This is a genomic window from Mesorhizobium sp. P2_A8, assembly GCF_056404935.1.
Genome location: NZ_JBFUDB010000007.1, coordinates 285,458 through 306,445, shown reverse-complemented (window position 1 = coordinate 306,445; position 20,988 = coordinate 285,458). Strand labels below are relative to the sequence as shown.

At 63.6% G+C, this 20,988-nt stretch carries 23 protein-coding genes; 12 read left to right on the top strand and 11 right to left on the bottom strand.

What is annotated here, in order from left to right:
- Positions 1 to 4: 4 nt before the first annotated feature.
- Complete coding sequence (locus tag AC1D10_RS22030) at positions 5 to 1,237, bottom strand: GNAT family N-acetyltransferase (protein WP_477275532.1); 1,233 nt, start codon at positions 1,235 to 1,237, stop codon at positions 5 to 7.
- 91 nt (positions 1,238 to 1,328) lie between these two features.
- On the opposite strand from AC1D10_RS22030, the gene AC1D10_RS22025 reads away from it, so the two are divergent.
- The gene (locus tag AC1D10_RS22025; protein ID WP_477275530.1) at positions 1,329 to 2,387 is read left to right on the top strand and encodes a polysaccharide deacetylase family protein; all 1,059 of its coding nucleotides are present in this window, start codon (positions 1,329 to 1,331) and stop codon (positions 2,385 to 2,387) included.
- Between the two features lie 22 nt (positions 2,388 to 2,409).
- Here AC1D10_RS22025 and AC1D10_RS22020 read toward each other — a convergent pair whose 3' ends face one another.
- Positions 2,410 to 2,625 (bottom strand): DUF2842 domain-containing protein, encoded by a 216-nt coding sequence (locus AC1D10_RS22020; RefSeq protein ID WP_477275528.1) that lies wholly within the window; start codon positions 2,623 to 2,625, stop codon positions 2,410 to 2,412.
- Between the two features lie 190 nt (positions 2,626 to 2,815).
- Here AC1D10_RS22020 and AC1D10_RS22015 point away from each other — a divergent pair, with 190 nt between their 5' ends.
- The gene (locus AC1D10_RS22015) at positions 2,816 to 3,907 is read left to right on the top strand and encodes a COX15/CtaA family protein (protein WP_477275526.1); all 1,092 of its coding nucleotides are present in this window, start codon (positions 2,816 to 2,818) and stop codon (positions 3,905 to 3,907) included.
- A gap of 10 nt (positions 3,908 to 3,917) precedes the next feature.
- On the opposite strand, the gene AC1D10_RS22010 is transcribed toward AC1D10_RS22015, so the two are convergent.
- The 4 genes from AC1D10_RS22010 to speB form a co-directional block, all read right to left on the bottom strand.
- The gene (locus AC1D10_RS22010; protein ID WP_378925484.1) at positions 3,918 to 4,241 is read right to left on the bottom strand and encodes a hypothetical protein; all 324 of its coding nucleotides are present in this window, start codon (positions 4,239 to 4,241) and stop codon (positions 3,918 to 3,920) included.
- Between the two features lie 83 nt (positions 4,242 to 4,324).
- Positions 4,325 to 5,164: an aminoglycoside phosphotransferase family protein gene (locus AC1D10_RS22005; protein WP_477275524.1), complete on the bottom strand. Its 840-nt coding sequence runs from the start codon at positions 5,162 to 5,164 to the stop codon at positions 4,325 to 4,327.
- Positions 5,164 to 6,090: an N-acetyl-gamma-glutamyl-phosphate reductase gene (gene argC, locus AC1D10_RS22000; RefSeq protein WP_477275522.1), complete on the bottom strand. Its 927-nt coding sequence runs from the start codon at positions 6,088 to 6,090 to the stop codon at positions 5,164 to 5,166. Before argC ends, AC1D10_RS22005 begins: the two co-directional genes overlap by 1 nt.
- Before the next feature lie 30 nt (positions 6,091 to 6,120).
- Positions 6,121 to 7,128, bottom strand: coding sequence for an agmatinase (speB, locus tag AC1D10_RS21995; protein ID WP_477275520.1), 1,008 nt, complete (start codon positions 7,126 to 7,128; stop codon positions 6,121 to 6,123).
- 123 nt (positions 7,129 to 7,251) lie between these two features.
- Here speB and AC1D10_RS21990 point away from each other — a divergent pair, with 123 nt between their 5' ends.
- The 3 genes from AC1D10_RS21990 (at position 7,252) to AC1D10_RS21980 (ending at position 11,084) form a co-directional block, all read left to right on the top strand.
- On the top strand, positions 7,252 to 8,460 hold the full coding sequence (locus tag AC1D10_RS21990) for an acyltransferase family protein (RefSeq protein WP_477275518.1): 1,209 nt from the start codon (positions 7,252 to 7,254) through the stop codon (positions 8,458 to 8,460).
- 96 nt (positions 8,461 to 8,556) lie between these two features.
- Entirely contained in the window at positions 8,557 to 9,609 is a 1,053-nt protein-coding gene (locus AC1D10_RS21985; protein WP_477275516.1) for a glycerophosphodiester phosphodiesterase family protein, read from the top strand.
- Positions 9,610 to 9,689: 80 nt separating this feature from the next.
- Complete coding sequence (locus tag AC1D10_RS21980) at positions 9,690 to 11,084, top strand: MFS transporter (RefSeq protein WP_477275514.1); 1,395 nt, start codon at positions 9,690 to 9,692, stop codon at positions 11,082 to 11,084.
- A gap of 78 nt (positions 11,085 to 11,162) precedes the next feature.
- On the opposite strand, the gene AC1D10_RS21975 is transcribed toward AC1D10_RS21980, so the two are convergent.
- Positions 11,163 to 12,041: an aldo/keto reductase family oxidoreductase gene (locus AC1D10_RS21975; RefSeq protein WP_477275512.1), complete on the bottom strand. Its 879-nt coding sequence runs from the start codon at positions 12,039 to 12,041 to the stop codon at positions 11,163 to 11,165.
- Between the two features lie 91 nt (positions 12,042 to 12,132).
- Here AC1D10_RS21975 and AC1D10_RS21970 point away from each other — a divergent pair, with 91 nt between their 5' ends.
- Positions 12,133 to 13,032, top strand: a complete 900-nt coding sequence (locus tag AC1D10_RS21970; RefSeq protein WP_477275510.1) for a LysR family transcriptional regulator — start codon at positions 12,133 to 12,135, stop codon at positions 13,030 to 13,032.
- Between the two features lie 236 nt (positions 13,033 to 13,268).
- Here the strand turns inward: AC1D10_RS21970 and rpsI are convergent, their stop codons facing one another.
- The 3 genes from rpsI to AC1D10_RS21955 form a co-directional block, all read right to left on the bottom strand.
- Complete coding sequence (gene rpsI / locus AC1D10_RS21965) at positions 13,269 to 13,751, bottom strand: 30S ribosomal protein S9 (protein ID WP_111545698.1); 483 nt, start codon at positions 13,749 to 13,751, stop codon at positions 13,269 to 13,271.
- A 1-nt stretch (position 13,752) separates the two neighbouring features.
- Positions 13,753 to 14,217, bottom strand: a complete 465-nt coding sequence (gene rplM / locus AC1D10_RS21960; RefSeq protein WP_013532205.1) for a 50S ribosomal protein L13 — start codon at positions 14,215 to 14,217, stop codon at positions 13,753 to 13,755.
- Between the two features lie 215 nt (positions 14,218 to 14,432).
- Positions 14,433 to 14,897, bottom strand: a complete 465-nt coding sequence (locus AC1D10_RS21955; protein WP_477275507.1) for a PaaI family thioesterase — start codon at positions 14,895 to 14,897, stop codon at positions 14,433 to 14,435.
- A 152-nt stretch (positions 14,898 to 15,049) separates the two neighbouring features.
- On the opposite strand from AC1D10_RS21955, the gene AC1D10_RS21950 reads away from it, so the two are divergent.
- The 6 genes from AC1D10_RS21950 to AC1D10_RS21925 all read left to right on the top strand — a co-directional run bounded on the left by AC1D10_RS21950 (position 15,050) and on the right by AC1D10_RS21925 (position 19,448).
- Positions 15,050 to 15,871: an enoyl-CoA hydratase gene (locus AC1D10_RS21950; RefSeq protein ID WP_477275505.1), complete on the top strand. Its 822-nt coding sequence runs from the start codon at positions 15,050 to 15,052 to the stop codon at positions 15,869 to 15,871.
- Between the two features lie 2 nt (positions 15,872 to 15,873).
- On the top strand, positions 15,874 to 16,296 hold the full coding sequence (locus tag AC1D10_RS21945; protein WP_477275503.1) for a VOC family protein: 423 nt from the start codon (positions 15,874 to 15,876) through the stop codon (positions 16,294 to 16,296).
- Entirely contained in the window at positions 16,296 to 17,072 is a 777-nt protein-coding gene (locus tag AC1D10_RS21940) for an AAA family ATPase (protein WP_477275501.1), read from the top strand. The genes AC1D10_RS21945 and AC1D10_RS21940 overlap by 1 nt, the downstream gene beginning before the upstream one ends.
- Positions 17,073 to 17,148: 76 nt before the next feature.
- Positions 17,149 to 17,670, top strand: a complete 522-nt coding sequence (locus AC1D10_RS21935) for a CoA-binding protein (protein WP_477275499.1) — start codon at positions 17,149 to 17,151, stop codon at positions 17,668 to 17,670.
- 146 nt (positions 17,671 to 17,816) lie between these two features.
- Complete coding sequence (locus tag AC1D10_RS21930) at positions 17,817 to 19,097, top strand: O-acetylhomoserine aminocarboxypropyltransferase (RefSeq protein ID WP_379095038.1); 1,281 nt, start codon at positions 17,817 to 17,819, stop codon at positions 19,095 to 19,097.
- A gap of 6 nt (positions 19,098 to 19,103) precedes the next feature.
- Positions 19,104 to 19,448: a cupin domain-containing protein gene (locus tag AC1D10_RS21925; RefSeq protein WP_477275496.1), complete on the top strand. Its 345-nt coding sequence runs from the start codon at positions 19,104 to 19,106 to the stop codon at positions 19,446 to 19,448.
- Between the two features lie 177 nt (positions 19,449 to 19,625).
- On the opposite strand, the gene AC1D10_RS21920 is transcribed toward AC1D10_RS21925, so the two are convergent.
- Positions 19,626 to 20,876, bottom strand: coding sequence for a cytochrome P450 (locus tag AC1D10_RS21920; RefSeq protein ID WP_477275494.1), 1,251 nt, complete (start codon positions 20,874 to 20,876; stop codon positions 19,626 to 19,628).
- Positions 20,877 to 20,988: the final 112 nt, after the last annotated feature.

Sequence of the window (20,988 nt, the reverse complement as noted above, 5' to 3'; positions counted from 1 at the left end):
CTAACTAGCTCTCATCCTCCGCGCCCGAGGCTGCTGGCGCTGCCTGCCCTACGGCCTTGCGGCGCAGCATCTTCGTCAGCTTCCAGATCGTCGGGCTGTTCTTGATGAAGGCCTTGATCCCAGCGCCTTGCCGAAGCGTCAGCGCCAGCACGCGGCCCTTCAGCGTCAAGGGGATCAGCACCTCGAACTGCTGGGTTTCGATATCGCACCATAGCCGCTTGTAAGGCTCGTCGCCGACGGAGAAGTCGTAGACCTGGATGCCGGTCTCGCAGGCTTCCTGGATGTTGTCGAAGAACAGGAAGTCGCCGGGGCTGGTATGGCCGAGATCGTCCTCGGCGATGGCGCCGAACTCACAGATCAGGCGCTTGCCCGAGCGGCTTGACCCGGTGATGGCGCGGAGCTTGCCGGCAACTTCGAGCCCATGCAGCACGAAGGAGGGCTTGTCCTCGGCAAGCGCGTCCGTGAACAGCGCACGGAAGAAGGCGCGCACCTGCTCGTCGCCGAAGACGTTGGCGATGCCCATCTTGCGAAAACGGAGTTCCTTCATCTCGAAAAAGGCATCGAGCAGCCTGTCCACCTCGTCCGCCGTGCGCGCTTCGATGCGGCTATGGCTGCCGACGGCATCGAACTTGCGCATCTGCGAGCGGTGCTTCTTGCGCTTTCGTTTGCCGCTGGCGCGGGAAAGCAGCGCGTCGAAGCCGCCGGCGAGGTCAACGGCCAGCGACAAATTGGGACTGGCAAAGTGGTCAAGCAAGGCGAAGGGATTGGCGACGCCATCGAGATCGGGCAGCAACCGCTCCAGCGCGATGAGATCGATGTCCGGACGTGCCTTGGCAATAGCCGCCAGCATCGACCGGATGGACGCAACATCCGCCTTGGCCAGCCAGTTCGGATCGGCGGCGACGAAGTTGCCATTGGCGTGGTGGCCACCCATGAAACGGGCGACACGGAACGGACCTTTCGCCGTGACCTCCAGGGCCAGCGCAAAAACCGGCCTGCCTTCCACGTTGAGCGTCGCGACAAGCAGATTTGGTTGGATCTGACCGGCCCAGTTCAGAATCCAGACAGCACTCTGGGCCGGCGCGAACAGGGCCGAGCGGCAGAACTCGCCGTAGGCTGACAGTCCTTCCGCGGATACCACCGAAATCGACAGGCCGGCCTGATGCCGTGGCAAGGCGCGCGACGACTCGGTCGCCGCAAGCCGATTGCCGTCAAATGACGCTGTTGCGTCAACCATACCTCAATCCTTAGGGCGTATTGATCGCAATTTGGGGGTTCGCGTAGGCGCATTCCGTGCTTGGTTCAGCCTAGGCGCAAAAGGTGAATGAATGATCGACGGGGGCGAGGCAATCCGGAAACTGGCGCTGAACGTCGCCCGTTATACCGGTCTTGCACCGTTGGCCAAGCCGTTCATCGGCGGCATTGGCGCCATATTGATGCTGCACCGCGTTACCGCGACGCCGGAAAAGCCCGACAGCGTCAACCGGCATCTGAACATCGCGCCCGGCTTTCTCGACGCCGTGATCGCAGACATGAAGGCGAGCGGCTATGCTTTTGTCTCCATGGACGAAGCCGTCGAGCGCATCAAGGCAGGCGGCAAGGGCGGTGAGTTCGCCACCATCACGGCCGACGACGCCTATCGTGACAACATGACCGAGGCGCTGCCGGTGCTGGAGAAGCACGGCGCGCCGATCACCATCTATGTCGCGCCCGGGCTGATCAACGGCACCGCCGACCTGTGGTGGGATGTGGTCGAGGATGTTGTCAGCGCACGCGACAGCCTCACCCTGACGCGCCCGAATGGTCTGCTGACGATCGATTGCTCGACCCCTGCGAAGAAATTGCAGGCCAACGCACGCCTGCACGCCTATCTCACCTCCGAAGTCCGCGAGGAGGAGCTGCAGGCCGTGCTGCGCGACCTGGCTGGCTCGAATGGCGTCGACGCCGACGGCCCGCGCCTGCGGACCTTGATGAGCTGGAACGAAATCCGCAGCATCGCCGCGCATCCGTTGGTGACGATCGGCGCCCACACGATCAATCACAGCAATCTGAAGCGGCTCTCCGAAACCGATGCGCGACACGAGATCGGTGCCGTGAGCGACATGTTGCAGGCCGAACTGGGCGAAAAGCCCAGCCATTTCGCCTACCCCTATGGCTATGCCAGCGCGGTGGGCTGCCGGGAAGTGGGCTTTGTCCGCGACGCCGGCTACACCTCCGCCGTGACCACGCGCCACGGCGTGCTGCGCGCCGAACATGCCGGGTTCCTGCATGCCTTGCCGCGCATTTCAGTCAACGGCCGCTACCAGAGCCTCGCCCACATCCGCACCATGCTGTCGGGCGTGACCACGCCGCTCGCCAACGCCGGCAAGATGGTCGTCACCATCTGACGGCAGCAGGCCGGGTTCCGCTTCAGCGCTTCGCCGGTGGCTCCAGCATCAGCCACTTGATGATGCCCATCGCCGGCAGCACCCAGAGCAGGCCGCTGAACAGGAAGAACAGGAAATGCACCCACGGGCCCGACTCCGACAGCCGGGCGACCGCGAAGATCGATGCGAGCAGCGCATAGACGATGACCAGCGCCACCAGCAGAAACGCTCCGATCAGCTTTTTCAGGCGCAAGGGCATGGTTGGCCTCCTGGTCTAGGCTGTCGGGAATTCGGTCCCGGCAAGCTCAGGGTGTTGGCTTCGCATAGGCCTTGACGCGACCCTGTGCAACCGGTGAGACGCGGCGCGACGGCGTGCCGCGCCGCCTGGTCTTGCCAGCACGGGTGCGATGGTCCACCAATCCGCCAAACCAACCTGCCGGGACAAGACCATGGCTGCCATATCAGCTGCCGCGCCATTCGTGGCTCGCGACCGCGACCTGCACAACCGGGCACTGCTGCGCGGCTGGCTCTATGTCGTGGTTCTGGTGCTGTTTGCGCTGGTGCTGGTCGGCGGCGCCACCAGGCTCACCGGTTCCGGCCTGTCGATCACCGAGTGGAAGCCGATCCACGGCGTGATACCGCCGCTGAACGACGCCGAGTGGCAAGAGGAATTCCAGCTCTATCAGCAGATCCCGCAATATGCCGAACTCAACAAAGGCATGAGCATCGAGGCGTTCAAGTCGATCTTCTGGTGGGAATGGGCGCACCGCATTCTGGCGCGCAGCGTCGGCCTGGTCTTTGCCTTGCCGCTGCTGTTCTTCTGGGCGACGCGCCGCATCGAGCGCGGCCTGGGGCCGAAACTCGCCGGCATCCTTTTGCTTGGCGGCCTGCAGGGCGCCATCGGCTGGTGGATGGTGGCCTCGGGCCTGGTGGACCGGGTCTCGGTCAGCCAGTACCGGCTGGCGACCCATCTGACGCTGGCCGCGCTGATCTTTACCGCGACCATGATCGTGGCGCGGGGGCTGGCGCCGCATTCCGAACCCGCCGCCGATCGGTCGACGCAAAGGCTGGCCGGCTTCATCGTGCTTTTGGCGCTGATCCAGATCTATCTCGGCGGGCTGGTCGCAGGGCTCGACGCGGGCCTGAGCTACAACACCTGGCCGCTGATGGACGGCAAGATCGTCCCGGGTGATTTGCTGATCCTCGAGCCGGCGTGGCGCAATTTCTTCGAAAGCCCCAAGACGGTGCAGTTCGTGCACCGGCTCGGCGCCTACACGCTGTTCATCGTGGCCTTGTGGCACATGATCGCCACGCGCCGGCGGCTGCCGGGCTCAACGCATGCCCGCCGCGCGACGCTGCTGTTCCTGGCTGTGCTGGTGCAGGCCTCGATCGGCATCGGCACGCTGCTGATGCACGTGCCGCTGCATATGGCGCTGACCCATCAGGGGTTTGCGCTCATTGTGCTGGGCTTTGCCGCCGCGCATTGGCGCGGTACCAAGGGTGCCTATCCCTTGCCGACGGAAATAGCTCTTAGAAGCTGAGTTCAGCCAGCTACATCCAGAATTCGTTTGAAGATGTCGTCTTCTCGCCGTCGAACTCCGCCTGGCGCAAAGCTGCGGCGGATGGCGTTGATTGGCTCTGAGCGGCCTTGGCAGCCTTGTCGGCGTCGGCGGCCCTGAGTGCGTCAAGCTTGGCCTGGGCCACGGCGATGTCCTGCTGCACCTGGGCGGCCTGGACCTGATCCTTGATCGCCTTGGCCTGGTCTTCCAGATCCTGGATCTGCTTTTCGAGCGCGGCCTCCTGGGCCGCATTGCTCGATGAACTGGAAGAGGAATACTGGGTTGCCTGGGAGGAACCTGAAATCGCGCTGACCATGACAAATCCCTGATGGAGCCACGCCCACGTCAGTAGGCCATCATGGTGAACAAGCCGTTACCGCCGCCGGTCGAGTGGTCGGATCAGAAGCTTGCCCGCACCGCCTGGATCGCCGCCGCGATCGACAACTCGCGGTTCTCCTCGACCAGATTGTCGTCCTCGTGATGCCAGGACGCCGACAGGCAACCATAGGCGATGGCATGATCAAGGATCGCGGGCGGTGTCTGGGCCAATGTTCCGGCAAAGACTTCTGCCATATACGCGATGCGCTCAGGATCCAGGCAAAGCCCGTCCCGGTCGAGCGGGTTGTAGAACATGTTCGCGGCGTCGAAGCCGGGATCGCCGATTACGCCCTTCGGATCGATCGCCAGCCAGCCGCGCGGCCCATGCAGGACGTTGTCGTGGTGCAGGTCGCCATGCAGGGGCCTGATATCGTGCGGATTGGCCAGCAGCCGATCGGCGATGATGGCGGCCTTGACGTAGATGGTGCCATTGCCGGCGTCGCGGTCGGTTGCGGCTTTCCTGAACAGGCTTGAAAAACGCTCCCTGAGCGGCTGAAGCTCGGGCGGGAAGGGGTGCTTGGATGGCGAAAACAGTTTCGCCAAGAGATCCGCCGCGATTGCGGTCGCGGCGTTGTCGCCCTGTTCGTCGAGAACCTGCCGAAGCAGGGTTTCACCGGCATATTCGAGCAGCATGCTATGACCGTCGCGGCCGAGCAGGCGCACCGAGCCTTCACCGCGCCGCCAGGCGAGATAGTGCTCGCCGCGCAATTCATCAGCGACATCATCGAATGGCTTGAGCGCCTTGACGATTGCCGGCGAACCGTCCTCGCGCCGCACCTTCCAGATTCGGCTCGAAAAGGTCTCGACGATGAGTTCAGGCGCGCTGACCCTCCAGCGCGCCGGAAATGCTGGCGCGTCCATCAGAGGCCGAGCATCAGGTCCATGTTTTGGACGGCGGCACCCGAGGCGCCCTTGCCGAGATTGTCGTAGACCGCCAGCAGCAGAGCCTGCGCGCGTTTGTCGTTGGCAAAGACGTAGACCTTCATCCGGTTGGTGCCGTTGTAGATCTCCGGATCGATGTCCGGCACGCGCTCCAGATGCGCATAGGGTGCCACCTCGACCACACCGCCCTTGATGGCGGCGAAATGGTCGGCAATGGCCGCATGAAGCTCCGCACCCGTCGGTATATGGGCGAGACCACCGAGCTGCAGCGGGACCACGGTGATCATGCCTTGCGCGAAATTGCCGACCGCCGGCTGCATGATCGGATCATGCGATAGCCTGGCATAGGCCTTCAACTCCGGCACGTGCTTGTGCTGCAAGGTGAGGCCATAGGGCAGGAACTCCAAGGCGTCCTCGCCCTTGGCGACATAGTCCTCGATCATCGGCCGTCCACCGCCCGAATAGCCGGAAATGCCGTTGACCGTGATCGGGAAATCCGCCGGCAGCAGGCCGGCGGTGACCAGCGGCCGCAGCGTTGCGATCGGTCCCTGCGGCCAACAGCCGGGGTTGGCGACGCGCCTGGCCGAGGCGATCGTCTTTGCCTGTCCCTTGTCCATCTCGGCGAAGCCGTACGCCCAGCCTTCGGCGACGCGATGCGCGGTCGAGGCATCGATGACCTTGGTGGTGTCGTTGGCGATCAGCGAGACACTTTCCTTCGCCGCATCGTCGGGCAGGCACAGTATCGCGACATCGGCGGCATTGAGAAACTCCGCCCGCGCCGCCGTTTCCTTGCGGCGCTCGGTTGGAATGGAGATGATCTCCAGATCGCCGCGCTCGGCAAGCAGCGCCCGGATCTGCAAACCAGTGGTGCCGTGCTCGCCGTCGATGAAGATTTTCGGTTTCATTGCCTGATCAAATTCCCTGATATTTCAAGACTATATGCCCTGACCGTGATTCACCGCGGCACCGTTGTGGTTGCCGTTGTTCAGCTCTTCAAGCCGGGCCTTTCGTTCGGCCAGCAGGCCGAGATACTGCATGGCCACCATCGAGCCGGCGATCGCCGTTATATCGGCGTGATCATAGGCCGGCGCAACCTCGACGACATCGGCGCCGACAATATCGATCTGGTTGAGCTGGCGCAGGGTCGACAGGATTTTTGCCGAGGACGGTCCGCCGGCAACCGGCGTGCCGGTGCCCGGCGCATAGGCCGGATCGAGGCAGTCGATGTCGAAGGTGAGATAGGTCTTCCTGCCGCCGGTGCGGTCGACGATGGCATAGGCGATGTCGGACGCGCGCATCTCCTCGATCTCATGGCCGTAGAGGATCTTGATGCCGAACGTGTCGGGCGCATGGGTGCGGATGCCGATCTGGATGGACCGGTCGGGATCGATGACGCCTTCATTGACGGCGCGGCCGACGAAGGAACCATGATCGATGCGCTTGCCGTCATCAGGCCAGGTGTCCTGATGGGCATCGAACTGCACCAGAGCGAGCGGTCCGTGGATGGCGGCATGCGCCTTGAGCAGCGGCCAGGTGACGAAATGGTCGCCGCCAAGCGACAAAAGGAAGGCGCCGGATTTCAGGATTTTCGCCGCTTCGCGCTCGATGGTGCCGGGCGTTTTCTGGTGGTTGCCTGAGTCGAGCAGGCAGTCACCATAGTCGACCACCGCGAGATGCTCGAACAGATCGCGTGAAAACGGGTATTGCGGGTCGTTGTCGAGGATCGCCGAGGCGCGGCGGATAGCCTGCGGTCCGAATCGGGCGCCGGGCCGGTTGGTGACAGCGGCATCGAAGGGAATGCCCCACACCACCGCGTCCGCGCCCTTCACGTCCTTCGTGTATTTGCGCCGCATGAACGACAGCGCGCCGGAATAGGTCGGCTCGAGGGCCGCGCCCGTTTTGGAGCGGGCGGTGAAGGCATGGTCGATGTTGTTGGTCGCCATTACGGATCCTCGGTTTCATCGGGGTGCCACAACTACAGAACCGGCACGCAACATGCCAGTCACAGCTTGGGGAGACGAAATGGCGCCCCTCAAGTGCCATGGCAAAACAGGATTTGTATCATCATGACGCAGACCGCGTTCCTTAATCCTCCCCGCCCCGTTGTGTCGACCCACATAGGCACGATCGCCGGCGAACGCTTCCTGGTTCTCGATTCGTGGCGCGGCATCTGCGCGCTGCTGGTGGCGCTGTTTCACTTCCCGACCGGTTCGACGATTTCGCAAAGCGCCTTCATCGGTTCGTCCTACCTTTTCGTCGACTTCTTCTTCGTTCTTTCCGGTTTCGTCATCGCCAGCAGCTACGGCAACCGGCTGAGCCAGCCGGAAGAGGTGGCGCGCTTCGCCCTAGTCCGTTTCGGCCGCATCTACCCGCTGCACCTGCTCATGCTTGCCGCCTTTGTCGGCTTCGAGCTGTTGCGGCTGGTGCTGCCGCAACTGCATGGCACCGGGGCCGCTCCCTTCACCGGCGGTTTCGACCCTAGGAGTCTGCTTGCGAACCTTCTCTTGCTGCAAGGCGTCGGCTTCGAGGATCAATTGACCTGGAACGCGCCGAGCTGGAGCATTTCGGCCGAGTTCTTCGCCTACCTCCTGTTTGCGGGCGTGGTGTTCGTCGCCGGCGCGCGCGCCTGGGTATGGTTCGTCGGCGCTGCCGTCACCGCGCCGCTGTTCCTGCTCGGCTTCTCGACCCATCATATGGATGTGTCCTTCGATTTCGGCTTCATCCGCTGCCTGTACGGCTTCTCGCTCGGTGCCTTGCTGGCCTGGTTTCAGCATGATTCCATTGCAGGGGCGCGACAGGCGCTGGCCAAGGGCAGCCCGCACAGGGCCTGGACCCTTGCCGAAATCGTCATGGTGGCCGTCATCGTGCTTTTTGTCTCGCTGGCGGGCGACAATGATTTCGGCATCGCGGCACCCCTGGTGTTCGCGCTGGCGCTGTTTCTCTTCGCCCATGAAGGCGGCTGGATCAGCGCCTTGCTGAGGACGCCGTTCATGCTGACGCTCGGCGCGCTGTCCTATTCCATCTACATGGTCCACATCTTCGTCCAGGCGCGCATGATCAACGTCGCCGGGCTCGTCGAGCGCAAGCTTGGCCTGGGCCTGATCGACGACTTGGTGCTGCGCGGCCAGCCCGCAACGGGCTTTGGTTCCGGTTGGACAGGGGCCGTGGCGATCGTCGTCATGCTTGTCGCCACCATTGCAGCCTCCTGGATCACCTGGCGCTTCGTCGAAATGCCGGCCATGGCGTGGTTCCGCCGGCTCTCGAAACGCATCTGAACCCGAGCTGTTGGGGGAAGCCGCTAGCCGGCTTCGTTCACCGGCCTGTCACGGGCATCGCCTATCCGGGTTTGATCCGGCAAGGAGCGATTCTCGATGCGGACCATCTGGCTAAGCCTTCTGCTTTCCGCGGCACTTGCGGCCGCCTCTGGCCAGGCCCTGGCCGGCGAGACCCGCGCCAGGCAGATTCTCGACCGCTTCGAGCACGCCAACCAGTGGCGCGACCACGTCATGGTGGCCGCGCATCGCGCCGGCAGCATGCAGGCCGGCAAGACGCTCTATCCCGAGAATTCGATCGCGGCCGTGGAAGGCTCGATCGCCATGGGCGCCGAAATCGTCGAGGTCGACATCAGGCGCGCGAAGGATGGTGAGTTCGTCGTCATGCACGACAGCTGGCTCGACCGCACCACGACCTGCAAGGGTGAGGTGATCAAGTACACATTGGCCGAACTTAGGACCTGCCGGCTGGTGGTCGAAGGCACCGGTGCGGTATCGGGTGAAACGGTTTCGACGCTGCGCGAGATGTTGCTGGCAACCCGGGACAGGATCCTCATCAACCTCGACAACAAGCTCGATGTCGGCGACCTCTCTGGCATGATCGCGGTGGCTCGCGAACTCGGCATGGCAGAACAGGTCATCGTCAAGGAGAACCTGTGGAACTCCACCCGGATTGCCACGGTGAAGGCCGCCATGGATGCCATCGGCGGCGGCTTCCAGTTCATGCCGATCATTGCAGACGACGCGGTGCATGATGCCGGTTTCGTCGAGACAGTCGACCACGTCTTCTCGCCGCGCGCGACCGAGTTGATCAACTGGCGGGCCGGCGCCGAGACGTTGACCGAGACCGGCGGACCGCTGTTCAGCACGCGCATGCGCGCGGCTGTCGTGCGTGGCAACTGGCACATCTGGGCCGACACATACGCCATCGTCAACAAGCCGGGCGGCTTCCTGGCCGGCGGCCGCGGCGACGAACTGGCGGTGCGGGCCAGCCTGCCGCGCGAAGCCTGGGGCTTCTGGGCCGATCGCGGCGCCACCATCATCCAGACCGACGAGCCGAAAGCGGCCATCGATTGGCTGGCGGCCAACGGCTACCGCGTGCCTTATGCCGAGCCGCGCATCGAACCTGCCGCGACCGCCAGCATCAATTGACCTGCCGCGACTGAGGTTTCGGCACATTGTCGCGGGCCAGTGTCTGCTGACGGAACGGTGTCAGTGAAAAGCCGTTATCCATGGGCATGTCCGACACCATGCTCTTCAAGCGCCCCGCCCATCTCGCCTATGCCGCCACCGTCGCCGCCACCAGTCTCGGCTTCGTGGTGGTGCAGCTGGATGTCTCCATCGTCAATGTTGCGCTTAACAGGATCGGTTCGGCACTCTCGATGGGCATAGGCGGCCTGCAATGGGTCGTCGACGCCTATACGCTCGCGTTCGCCTCGCTGCTGCTGGCCGGCGGCGCGCTTGGCGACAGGATCGGCGCCCGCCGCGTTTTCGTTGGTGGCATGGCGCTGTTCAGCATTGCGTCGCTGGCCTGTGGCCTGGCACAGAGTGCATGGATGCTGATCGCGGCGCGCGCCGTGCAAGGCGCCGGCGCTGCCTTGTTGATGCCGTGTTCGCTGGCGCTCCTCAATCGCGCCTACGCTTCCGACAAGGCACGCCGGGCGCGCGCCGTTGGCCTGTGGACAGCGGCGGGCGGCATCGCCCTGTCGGCTGGACCGGTGCTCGGCGGCTTCATGGTCGCGTCGCTTGGCTGGCAGAGCATTTTCCTGGTCAACCTGCCGATCGGCGCGCTCGCCATCTGGATGGCTTACCGGGTTCTCCAGGAAACGCCGCTCAAGGCCGAGAGGCCGCCGATCGACTGGGCCGGGCAGGGACTTGTCGTGCTGACGCTGTTTGCGCTGACCGGCGCCTTCATCGAAGCCGGCTCCTCGGGTTGGACTTCGGTGCCGGTGATTGGCGGACTGCTGCTGGCGGCCATTGCCGGAAGCGTCTTCCTGCTGGTCGAGAGCAGGACAAAGGCCCCGATGTTTCCCCTCGGCCTGTTTGCCAGCCGCGTGCCGGCGGTGACGAGCCTCGTCGGGCTCGCGGTGAACCTGACGCTTTACGGCACGATCTTCATGCTCAGCCTCTATTTCCAAAAGGAAAGGCATTTTTCGCCCGAGATGACCGGGCTCGCCTTCCTGCCGTTCATGGCCGCCGTCACCGTGTCGAACATCGCCGCCGGGCGCATTGCCGCAAACTATGGCCCACGATTGCCGATGGCGATCGGCCTGGCCATCGGCGCGGCCGGTTTCGGCCTGATGGCGTCGATCCAGGCAGACACATCGTATCTGTCGCTGCTGTGGCGCCTGCTGTTCCTGCCGGTGGGGATTGGTCTTGCCGTTCCCGCCATGACCACGGCGTTGCTGTCCGCGGTGCCGACAGAGATTTCGGGGACTGCGTCCGGAGTGCTCAACACCGTGCGCCAGTCGGGTGGCGCGATCGGCGTGGCGCTGTTTGGCTCCGCGTTGGCGCTGGGCACCATCGAGGGAATGCGGCTGGCATTCCTGGCCTCGGCGCTTGCGGTGGCCGGCTCGGCGCTCTGCGCGTTCCTTTTTATCCGCGATGCGGACCATGCCGCCGGATGAGAATGCTCAATGAAAAGGCCGCGCGCAGCCGGCCTTTTCAAGATCGTCAGTTGGACACTGCTATCGCAGCGCCACTGGTCAGGCCGCGGCGACGCTCGCCATACCATCCAATTCCCTGAGCACATCGTCCGAAAGGGCGAGTTCGGCAGCACTGAGGTTCTCCCGCAGATGCGCGACCGATGATGTGCCGGGGATCAGCAGGATGTTGGGTCCGCGACGCAGCAGCCAGGCGAGCGCGACCTGCATTGGGGTGGCGCCGAGGCGCTGCGCTACATCGGACAGCGTCGAAGACTGTAGCGGGTTGAAGCCGCCGAGCGGGAAGAACGGCACATAGGCGATGCCGTCACGGGCAAGGTCGTCGATCAGGGCGTCGTCGCCGCGATGCGCCAGATTGTACTGGTTCTGCACACAGACGATTTCGGCAATCCGGCGTCCTTCCTTGATCTGCGTCGATGTCACGTTGCTCAGTCCGATGTGCCTGACCAGGCCCTGCCGTTGCAGTTCGGCCAGCACGGTCAGCGGCGCTTCGATCGATCCTTCGGCGGGACCATGTGTATCGAACATGATCCGAAGGTTGACCACGTCGAGCACATCGAGCCCGAGATTGCGCAGATTGTCGTGCACCGCCTGGGTCAGCGCTTCGGCGGAGAAGGCCGGCAGCCATGATCCATCCGTGCCACGCTTGGCGCCGATCTTGGTCACGATGACCAGATTCCGGGGGTAGGGTGCCAGCGCCTCGCGGATCAGCCGGTTGGTCACGTGCGGGCCATAGAAGTCGCTGGTGTCGATGTGGTCGACCCCTTGCAGAACTGCCTCGCGCAGCACGGCCAGTGCCGCGTCATGGTCCCTGGGCGGCCCGAATACGCCGGGTCCTGCGAGCTGCATGGCACCATAGCCGAGACGCTTAACGGTGTGGCTGCCAAGGGTGAAGCTGCCGGACTGTTGAATATCAGACATAATTGATCTCCTTTGAGGAGACGAAGATAGCCGCTGCTCAACCTCGTGATAATCAGGTACAATCCACACAGGTCGTGCGGAATAGCGAACAATGATGGACCTCGGTGATCTGAACGCCTTCGTGGCGGTGGCGCGCGCCGGCGGCTTCCGCGACGGGGCGCGTGCCAGCGGCGGCAGCGCCTCGGGCCTGAGCGAGGCGGTGCGTCGGCTCGAGGCGCAACTCGGTGTCAGGCTGTTCAACCGCACGACGCGCAGCGTTGTCCCGACCGAGGCGGGCCTCAGCCTGCTGGAACGGCTTGGCCCGGCGCTGTCGGAGGTTGAGGCAGCCCTCGACGTGGTGAACGGCTTTCGCGACAGACCGGCGGGCTCGTTGCGTCTTAATGTGCCGGTCAGCGCCGCGCGGCTGATATTGCCCGACATCGTTCCGAGTTTTCTAGCCGCCTTCCCCGGCATCCGGCTGGAGGTGATCGCCGATGAGAACTTTGTCGATGTGCTGGCGGCCGGCTGCGACGCCGGCATCCGCTACGACGAGCGGCTGGAACAGGACATGATCGCGGTGCCGATCGGACCGCGTGTGCAACGCTTCGCCACTGCCGCCAGCCCCGCCTATCTCGATCGCCATGGGCGGCCGCAACATCCGAGCGACCTGCTCGGCCACGCCTGTGTGCGCGGCCGCTTTGCCAGCGGTGCGATGCTGCCATGGGAATTCGAGCGCAACGGCGAGGTGGTCCGGGTCGACCCGACGGGGCCGCTGATCGTGCGGATCGGCGGCGCGACCGACCTGGCCGTCGATGCGGCCATCGCCGGCACCGGCATCATCGGCCTCTTCGAGGGCTGGCTTCGTCCTCACTTCGACAGCGGCGCCCTTGAGCCCATTCTCGAACCGTGGTGGCAGAACTTTTCCGGGCCGTTCCTCTATTATCCCGGCCGGCGCCTCGTGCCGGCCCCGCTGCGGGCGTTCATCGATTTCATCAAGGCCGGCAAGTCCTGACCTGCCGCTAGGCATGAGCTACGCCCAGCGCCCTACCTCCCATCGAGGGGAGGTAGGGCGCGCCGCGCTCTGTATTCCGAACATTGCTCTGCTACTGGACTTCGCAGATTGCTCGGCCGGCGAAACTGCCGCGACCCCCTTGATGGGGAGGTCGTGCCGCAATCGCGAGTGGGTGACTGCCGAGTCCCAAACAAAAAGGCCGCCCGGAGGCGGCCTTTTCGATTGTCTGAAGCTGCTTAGCGCTTCGAGAACTGGAACGAGCGGCGGGCCTTCGCCTTGCCGTACTTCTTGCGCTCGACGACGCGGCTGTCGCGGGTCAGGAAGCCACCCTTCTTGAGCACGGCGCGCAGCGTCGGCTCGTAGTAGGTCAGCGCCTTGGAGATGCCGTGACGCACCGCGCCGGCCTGGCCCGAGAGGCCGCCGCCGATGACGGTGGCGACGATGTCGTACTGGCCCGAGCGGTTGGCGGCGATGATCGGCTGGTTGAGGATCATCTGCAGGACCGGACGCGCGAAATAGGTCGCGAATTCCTTGTCGTTGACGACGATCTTGCCCGAGCCGGGCTTCACCCAGACGCGCGCAATGGCGTTCTTGCGCTTGCCGGTGGCATAGGCGCGGCCCGACTTGTCGAGCTTCTGGACGTGGACGGGGGCTGCCGGCTGGGTGTTGGTGTTGCCGGTGGCGGCGCCCAGTTCTGCGAGCGAGGAAAGCTCAGCCATCTTATGCGACCTTCTTGTTCTTGGCGTTCAGCTTGGCCACGTCGAGCACGACGGGCTGCTGGGCGACATGCGGATGCTCGGCACCTGCATAGACGCGCAGGTTCTTCATCTGACGACGGCCGAGCGGGCCACGCGGCACCATGCGCTCGACGGCCTTCTCGACGACACGCTCGGGGAAACGACCCTCGAGCAGCTGGCGCGCGGTGCGCTCCTTGATGCCGCCGGGGTGGCCGGTGTGCCAGTAATAGACCTTGTCGGTGAACTTCTTGCCGGTGAACACCACCTTGTCGGCATTGATGACGATGACGTTGTCGCCGTCGTCGACATGCGGGGTGAAGGTCGGCTTGTGCTTGCCGCGAAGATGATTGGCGATGACAGTGGCGAGACGGCCGACGACGAGACCCTCGGCGTCGATCAGGATCCACTTCTTCACCACATCCGCAGGCTTCTGCGAAAAGGTTGTCATGGTTTCTGCTTTCGGTTCGGACCTTCACAACGGAAGGCGTTTCTTGTTGCTTGGATTGGCGAAAAGCGCTTGCCCGCCGCCAATAACAAAACGGCGGCCTTTGCGGGCCGCTGCTTCGTGAGGGCTTATAGGCGAGGGCAGTTGCTGCGTCAAGGCGCTTGAAAAGGCCGATAGCGGGTAAAGTGTAGCAAAAACAGTACTTTGGATAAAAGGTATTATTTTACCACATCGCCATTTCGCTTCGGTGGGATCGAATAGGTGCCGGTGGCATGTGCGATCGTGTGTCCGTCGGGACCGGCGACGATGTCGATGTCGAAGACCATCAGGTTCTTGCCAAGCTTCAGGATGCGGCAATGGCCGTCGATCGGCCCGGCCTCGGCCTTGCGGACGAAGTTGATGTCGAGGTTGACGGTAACGGAAAGCGCGTCCGGACCGGCATGCGAAAGCACGCAGACGTAGCCGCCAATGTCGGCCAGCGTGAACAGCGACGGGCCGGACACGGTGCCGCCGGGACGCAGGTGCTGCTCGCCGGCATTGAGCCGCACGGTGCAACCGCCCGGAAATACGTCGATCGCCTCATAGAAGGCGAACTGCTCGTTGAGTTGCGGATAGACGGTCTTCATTAGGGTATTGACTTGCGCTGCGGTCAGCACGGGCTTGAGATTGGTCTGGGCGGGCATGTCGGCCTCTCGTTTTGCGCCAGCCTGTATGAACGCAGCGCGGCATTTCTGGCAACACTTTCGTCCCCTGGCGCAAGCGATGGATGTTGGATGAAAGCCGATCCGATATTAGATACTCTCCCAGCCCGAGCGGAATCGCGGAGACCTTATCCATGGCTGAAATCCTTGCCATCAAGCCTGCCGCCATTGACGGCCCGGTTGTCGCACAACTGAACAAGGGCGTGCTGCGCCTCACGCTCGCCAATCCACCCGCCAACGCCTTGTCGCTGGCGGTGATGGCGGCGCTGACGGCGGAACTCAAGCGCGCCAAAGCCGACAAGGCCGTTCGCGTCATCGTGCTGTCGGCAGCCGGCAAGGTGTTCTGCGCCGGTCACGATCTCAAGGAAATGACTGCGCGGCGCGCCGACGCCGATCGTGGCAAGGCCTTCTTCGCAGAGACGTTCGCCGCTTGCGCCGAACTGATGCAGGCGATCGTGCGTAATCCCGTGCCTGTGATTGCCGAAGTCGACGGCCTCGCCACCGCCGCCGGGCTGCAACTGGTCGCCAGTTGCGACCTGGCGATCGCCTCGCATGAGGCGACCTTCTGCACGCCGGGCGTCAACATCGGCCTGTTCTGCTCGACGCCGATGGTGGCGCTGTCGCGTAATGTCTCGCGCAAGCATGCGATGGAGATGCTGTTGACCGGCGAGACGATCGATGCGGCAACCGCCAAGGAATTCGGCCTGGTCAACCGCGTCGTGCCGCGCGAATATCTGAATCAGATCGTCACCAAATACGCGCAAACCATTGCTTCCAAATCATCTTTGGTGATCAAGACCGGCAAGGAAGCCTTTTACGAGCAGGCCGAGATGGGGCTGGCCGACGCCTATGCCTACACCGGCCGGATCATGGTCGAGAACATGCTGGCGCGTGACGCCGAGGAGGGCATCGGCGCCTTCATCGGCAAGCGCAAGCCGGAATGGACGGACGAGTAATCGTGGAACCGCGCATCTCCATCATTACCATCGCGACTGACGATCTCGACCGCGCTGTGCGTTTCTACGAGGCGATGGGCCTTACCCGTCATGCCGGCATCACCGACGGTGTCGCCTTCTTCCAGATGGGCGGCGCCATTCTCGGCCTGTTCCCGCGCGCCAGCGCCGAGGGGGATTCCGGCATCGCCTTCGCCGGGGCGCCGTCGGCGGTTTATCTCGCCTACAACACCCGCTCCGACGCCGAAGTCGACGAGGTGCTCGCCATGGCGGAAAAAGCCGGCGGCCGTATCGTCAAGCCGGCCGGCCGCGCCTTTTGGGGCGGTTGGTATGGTTACTTCGCCGATGCCGATGGGCATGTCTGGGAAGTGGCGCACAATCCGGCCTTTCCGATCGCGGAAGACGGCACGATTTCCCTGCCTGACTGATGGCTTACCGCAAGCAGCTGACGCGGCTCAAGGCACCCTATCTCAAGCGCATCCTGGTCGATCCCGCGCGGGTCGAGGATTGGGAAAAATATCCCTGGAACCTGCCGCTGTTTCGCGGCCACGATTTCGAGCTCGAATTCACCACGCCGATCACTATCATCGTCGGCGAGAACGGCACCGGCAAATCGACCCTGCTGGAGGCGATCGGCGCGCTTGCCGGCTACGACGAAGCGGGCGGCGGCAAAGGTTACAGGCCGGTCGACCATTCCGGCGCCATCGACAAGAGCGGTGCCGCACTGGCCGACACGCTGCGTGGCCACTGGCTGCCGAAGGTCACCGCCGGCTGGTTCTTTCGCGCCGAATCCTTCTACGCCGTCGCGCGTTATCTCGACCAGGCGGCGTTGGAGTCTGGTGGGGCGCCTCCTGATTTCCTGTCCTGGTCGCATGGCGAGGGTTTTATCCGCTTTTTCGAGGAACGCTGCCGCAAGCAAGGCATCTACATCCTCGACGAGCCCGAAAGCGCGCTTTCGCCGTCACGCCAGATCGAACTGCTCAAGATGCTGCGGCGCATGGACCAGTCGGGCACCGCGCAAGTCATCATGGCCACGCATTCGCCGCTGCTGATGGCTTGTCCCGGCGCGCGGCTGTTCCGCATCAGCCGCTTCGGGCTCGACCCGACCGATTTCAGCGATACCGACCATTTTCGCATGATGCGCGACTTCTGCTCCGATCCGCAGGCCTTTATGGAAGAAGCGCTGAGGGAGGATGACGCGTGACTGACGACGAACTCAATTGGCGCATCGAACAGGCCTGCCGCGAAGGTCCGGCCGTTTCACTACCGCAGGAAGCCGCATGAACCACGACAGTTACGACAACACTTACATCACCGGGATCCTCAATTCGGTGAAGACCATCGCCATGGTCGGCGCGTCCGCCAATGACGTGCGGCCGAGTTACTTCGTGCTGAAATATCTGCTGGCCAAGGGATTTTTGGTGTTCCCGATCAACCCTGGCCAGGCCGGCAAGGAAATCCTCGGCCGGATGACCTATGCCAGGATCGCTGACGTTCCCGGACCGATCGACATGGTCGACGTTTTTCGCGGGGCGACAGCAGTGCCTGGCATTGTCGAGGAGGTGTTGCGGCTCGATCCCTTGCCGAAAGTCCTCTGGATGCAGCTTGGCGTACGCCATGACGAGGCAGCCGCGCGCGCCGAAGCTGCCGGCATGAAGGTGGTGATGAACCGCTGCCCCAAGATCGAATATGGCAAGCTGTCCGGCGAGATCGGCTGGACCGGCGTCAATTCCGGCGTGCTGTCGTCGAAGAAGCCGCTGATGCGCTCCGGATATCAGAGTTTCGGCGTTCGCCAGAAGTAGACGCAAAAATTATTCCGTAAGGCAGTGCATTTTCTCGCGCCTTGGCCGCGGATCGTTCGCTGAAGGGTATTTTCTTCTTTGCATTCGCGCCCGGGCTTCGCCAAGAATGCCCCGCCATTTCAAGAGTTTCAAAAAGGGAGGTTTCGATGACCCGCACGCCCGGTTTCAATACGCTCGCCGTCCATGCTGGCGCCAAGCCCGACCCGGCCACCGGCGCCCGCGCCACGCCGATCTACCAGACGACCTCCTTCGTCTTCGACGATGCCGATCATGCCGCCTCGCTGTTCGGGCTCAAGGCCTTCGGCAACATCTACACCCGCATCATGAACCCGACGCAGGCGGTGCTCGAAGAGCGCATCGCGGCGCTCGAAGGCGGCACGGCGGCGCTTGCGGTCGCTTCCGGCCATGCCGCGCAAGTGATTGTGTTCCACAATCTGATGCAGCCGGGCGACAATTTCGTCGCCGCCAACAAGCTCTATGGCGGTTCGATCAACCAGTTCGGCCATGCCTTCAAGAATTATGGCTGGGAGGTGCGTTGGGCCGACACCAATGACATCTCGACCTTCGAGAGCCAGATCGACGACCGGACCAAGGCGATCTTCATCGAGAGCCTGGCCAATCCGGCCGGCACCTTTGTCGACATCGAAAAGATCGGCGATATCGCCCGCAAGCACGGCCTGCCGCTGATCGTCGACAACACGCTGGCCTCGCCGTACCTCATTCGACCGATCGAGCACGGCGCCGACATCGTCGTCCATTCGCTGACCAAATTCATCGGCGGCCACGGCAATTCGATCGGCGGCGCCATCGTCGACGGCGGCACGTTCGACTGGTCGAAGTCGGGCAAATACCCGATGCTGTCGGAACCGCGCCCCGAATATGGCGGCCTCATCCTGCACGAAACCTTCGGCAACTTCGCTTTCGCCATCGCCGCGCGTGTGCTTGGCCTGCGCGACCTCGGCCCGGCGATCTCGCCGTTCAACGCCTTCCTCATCCTGACCGGCCTGGAGACCTTGCCGCTGCGCATGCAGCGCCACTGCGACAATGCGGTGACGGTCGCCGCCTGGTTGTCCAACCACCCCAAGGTCGCTTCGGTGAACTATCCCGGCCTGCCGAGCGACAAGAACAACGCGCTGCAGAAGAGATACTCGCCGCAAGGCGCCGGCGCCGTGTTCACCTTCGGCCTCAAGGGCGGCTATGACGCAGGCGTCAAGTTCGTCGAGGCGCTCGAACTGTTCTCGCACCTCGCCAATGTCGGCGACACCAAGTCGCTGGTCATCCACCCGGCCTCGACCACCCACCGCCAGCTTTCCGACGAACAGAAGGTCAAGGCTGGCGCCGGTCCGGACACAGTCCGGCTTTCCATCGGCATCGAGGACGTCAACGACATCATCGCCGACCTCGAACAGGCGCTTGCCAAGGTCTGATCGATCATGAGCGTGTTTCTTTCCGTCGACACCAAAACCGTCGAACCCGAATCTGGCGCGCCGGCGCCAGACCGTCTGATCTCGGGCGATCCGACATTCCGCACCTGGAATGTCGAGGAGCGGGACGGCGGCCTCTATGCCGGCATCTGGGAATCGACCCCGGGCAAGTGGCGCATCGTCTACGACGAATGGGAATTCTGCCACATCCTGTGCGGTGTTTCGGTGATCGCGGAGGATGGTGGCGAAGCGCGCATGGTACGGGCCGGCGACAGTTTTGTGCTCAGGCCCGGGTTTAAGGGAAGCTGGGAAGTGCTTGAGACGACTCGCAAGGAGTATGTGATCAAGCTGTAGGCATCCAACCCGGATCAGACGACGCGATCGATGTCGCTGTCCGAAAACCCGTATCGGGCCATCATTTCGCGATGCCATCGGCTTCCAAGCAACCCATCGAGGCGCAAAGCCATGCCACTGCGAACGCCGTCGCCGATCTCGAAAACAACCTCATTCGCCGCCCCGGGCCCGCGATCGTCAAAAGCCGACGGCGAGCGTTTCCAGCCCATGGAAGTGGTAAGTGTCGCGGAAGCGCGGCTGTTCGGCAAGATGGAGCTTTGGGTGCCGGTCGAACAAGGTTTTCAGCGACACCTGCAATTCGAGCCGGGCGAGCGGCGCACCGATGCAGAAATGGATGCCGGCGCCGAAAGACACGTTCTTCTGGTCCGCACGATCCGGGCTGAAGGCGAGCGGGTCGGCGAAGGCGCGCGGATCATGATTGGCCATGCCAAGCAGCAATCCGATCGTCTGGCCCGGCTGCACGACGATGCCGGGGACGATTTCGATTTCCTGATAGGCGTAGCGCATGAACATGTGCAGCGGCGCGTCGAAGCGCAGGCATTCCTCGACTGTTGCCGCTGTCGCTTCCGGTGAGCCGAAGAAGCGGCTGACATCGCCGCCTTGCGCCAGGATCGAGCGGACGGCGTTGCCGGTCTGATGCACGGTCGCCTCATGGCCGGCATTGAGCAGCAGGATCGCCGAGGACACCATCTCGTCCTCCGACAGTTTCTGGCCGTCCTCCTGCGCCGAAATCAGCAGCGACAGAAGGTCGTCGCCGGGGTTCCTGCGCCGCTCAGCGATATAGCCACGCAGAAAATCGGCAAATTCGCCAGCGGCGCGGTTGGCCGTCTCCTCGGTTTCGCGCGTGCGGCCATGCAGATACATGGCAACCATCTGGTGCGACCAGTCGAGCAGTTGCGGCCCCATCTCGACCGGCACGCCGAGCATTTCGGCAATGATGGTGATCGGCAGCGGCGCTGCGAAGGCGGGCAGGAGGTCGACGGCTTGGCCCGGTTCGAAACGGTCGATCAGGTCGTTGGCGAGCGCTTCGACACGCGGCCGCAGCCGCTCGACCTGACGCGAGACGAAGGCACGGTTGACCAGCGTTCTGAGCCGCGTGTGCACCGGCGGCTCCAGTTCCAGCATCGAATTGGCTTCGATTCCGTCGAATGCCTTCAGATGGCTACGGTCCTTGCCAACGCCGCGGCTGTCGGGAATGCCGGCCGGGTTCTGGCGTCCGAAGCGGCGGTCGCGCAGCAGCCTGCTGACGTCGTCAAAGCCGCCAAAGCACCAGAAGCCGAATTCTTCCCAGAAGAACGCATTCGATGCGCCGTGCAGAAAGGCATAGGCCTCGTACGGATCCTGGAAGAAGGCAGGCTCGTGCGGGTCAAGCCTAAGGCGGCGGGTGGCTGGATCAAAGGCTGGGGTGAGTGGCGTCAATTTGGTCATGCCAGACCAATAGCGCGGCTTGCCAGCCCGGTTCCAGACCGTATGTTGCGGCCAGTGAGCAAAACGTTGGCAGCCCAATGCGTTGAGCCAGCCGATGCGGCTGCGGAAAGAC

What these genes read in the sequence shown, in the direction of transcription:
- rpsI (WP_111545698.1), bottom strand. Translation starts at nt 13,751, where the DNA reads ATGGCTGAGCTTTCCTCGCTCGCAGAACTGGGCGCCGCCACCGGCAAC.
- AC1D10_RS22020 (WP_477275528.1), bottom strand. Translation starts at nt 2,625, where the DNA reads ATGCCCTTGCGCCTGAAAAAGCTGATCGGAGCGTTTCTGCTGGTGGCG.
- AC1D10_RS21975 (WP_477275512.1), bottom strand. Translation starts at nt 12,041, where the DNA reads ATGTCTGATATTCAACAGTCCGGCAGCTTCACCCTTGGCAGCCACACC.
- AC1D10_RS21950 (WP_477275505.1), top strand. Translation starts at nt 15,050, where the DNA reads ATGGCTGAAATCCTTGCCATCAAGCCTGCCGCCATTGACGGCCCGGTT.
- AC1D10_RS21970 (WP_477275510.1), top strand. Translation starts at nt 12,133, where the DNA reads ATGATGGACCTCGGTGATCTGAACGCCTTCGTGGCGGTGGCGCGCGCC.
- AC1D10_RS22025 (WP_477275530.1), top strand. Translation starts at nt 1,329, where the DNA reads ATGATCGACGGGGGCGAGGCAATCCGGAAACTGGCGCTGAACGTCGCC.
- AC1D10_RS21940 (WP_477275501.1), top strand. Translation starts at nt 16,296, where the DNA reads ATGGCTTACCGCAAGCAGCTGACGCGGCTCAAGGCACCCTATCTCAAG.
- AC1D10_RS22005 (WP_477275524.1), bottom strand. Translation starts at nt 5,164, where the DNA reads ATGGACGCGCCAGCATTTCCGGCGCGCTGGAGGGTCAGCGCGCCTGAA.
- AC1D10_RS21955 (WP_477275507.1), bottom strand. Translation starts at nt 14,897, where the DNA reads ATGCCCGCCCAGACCAATCTCAAGCCCGTGCTGACCGCAGCGCAAGTC.
- AC1D10_RS21920 (WP_477275494.1), bottom strand. Translation starts at nt 20,876, where the DNA reads ATGACCAAATTGACGCCACTCACCCCAGCCTTTGATCCAGCCACCCGC.
- AC1D10_RS22010 (WP_378925484.1), bottom strand. Translation starts at nt 4,241, where the DNA reads ATGGTCAGCGCGATTTCAGGTTCCTCCCAGGCAACCCAGTATTCCTCT.
- AC1D10_RS21990 (WP_477275518.1), top strand. Translation starts at nt 7,252, where the DNA reads ATGACGCAGACCGCGTTCCTTAATCCTCCCCGCCCCGTTGTGTCGACC.
- AC1D10_RS21985 (WP_477275516.1), top strand. Translation starts at nt 8,557, where the DNA reads ATGCGGACCATCTGGCTAAGCCTTCTGCTTTCCGCGGCACTTGCGGCC.
- AC1D10_RS22030 (WP_477275532.1), bottom strand. Translation starts at nt 1,237, where the DNA reads ATGGTTGACGCAACAGCGTCATTTGACGGCAATCGGCTTGCGGCGACC.
- AC1D10_RS22015 (WP_477275526.1), top strand. Translation starts at nt 2,816, where the DNA reads ATGGCTGCCATATCAGCTGCCGCGCCATTCGTGGCTCGCGACCGCGAC.
- AC1D10_RS21980 (WP_477275514.1), top strand. Translation starts at nt 9,690, where the DNA reads ATGGGCATGTCCGACACCATGCTCTTCAAGCGCCCCGCCCATCTCGCC.
- AC1D10_RS21925 (WP_477275496.1), top strand. Translation starts at nt 19,104, where the DNA reads ATGAGCGTGTTTCTTTCCGTCGACACCAAAACCGTCGAACCCGAATCT.
- AC1D10_RS21935 (WP_477275499.1), top strand. Translation starts at nt 17,149, where the DNA reads ATGAACCACGACAGTTACGACAACACTTACATCACCGGGATCCTCAAT.
- AC1D10_RS21930 (WP_379095038.1), top strand. Translation starts at nt 17,817, where the DNA reads ATGACCCGCACGCCCGGTTTCAATACGCTCGCCGTCCATGCTGGCGCC.
- rplM (WP_013532205.1), bottom strand. Translation starts at nt 14,217, where the DNA reads ATGACAACCTTTTCGCAGAAGCCTGCGGATGTGGTGAAGAAGTGGATC.
- speB (WP_477275520.1), bottom strand. Translation starts at nt 7,128, where the DNA reads ATGGCGACCAACAACATCGACCATGCCTTCACCGCCCGCTCCAAAACG.
- argC (WP_477275522.1), bottom strand. Translation starts at nt 6,090, where the DNA reads ATGAAACCGAAAATCTTCATCGACGGCGAGCACGGCACCACTGGTTTG.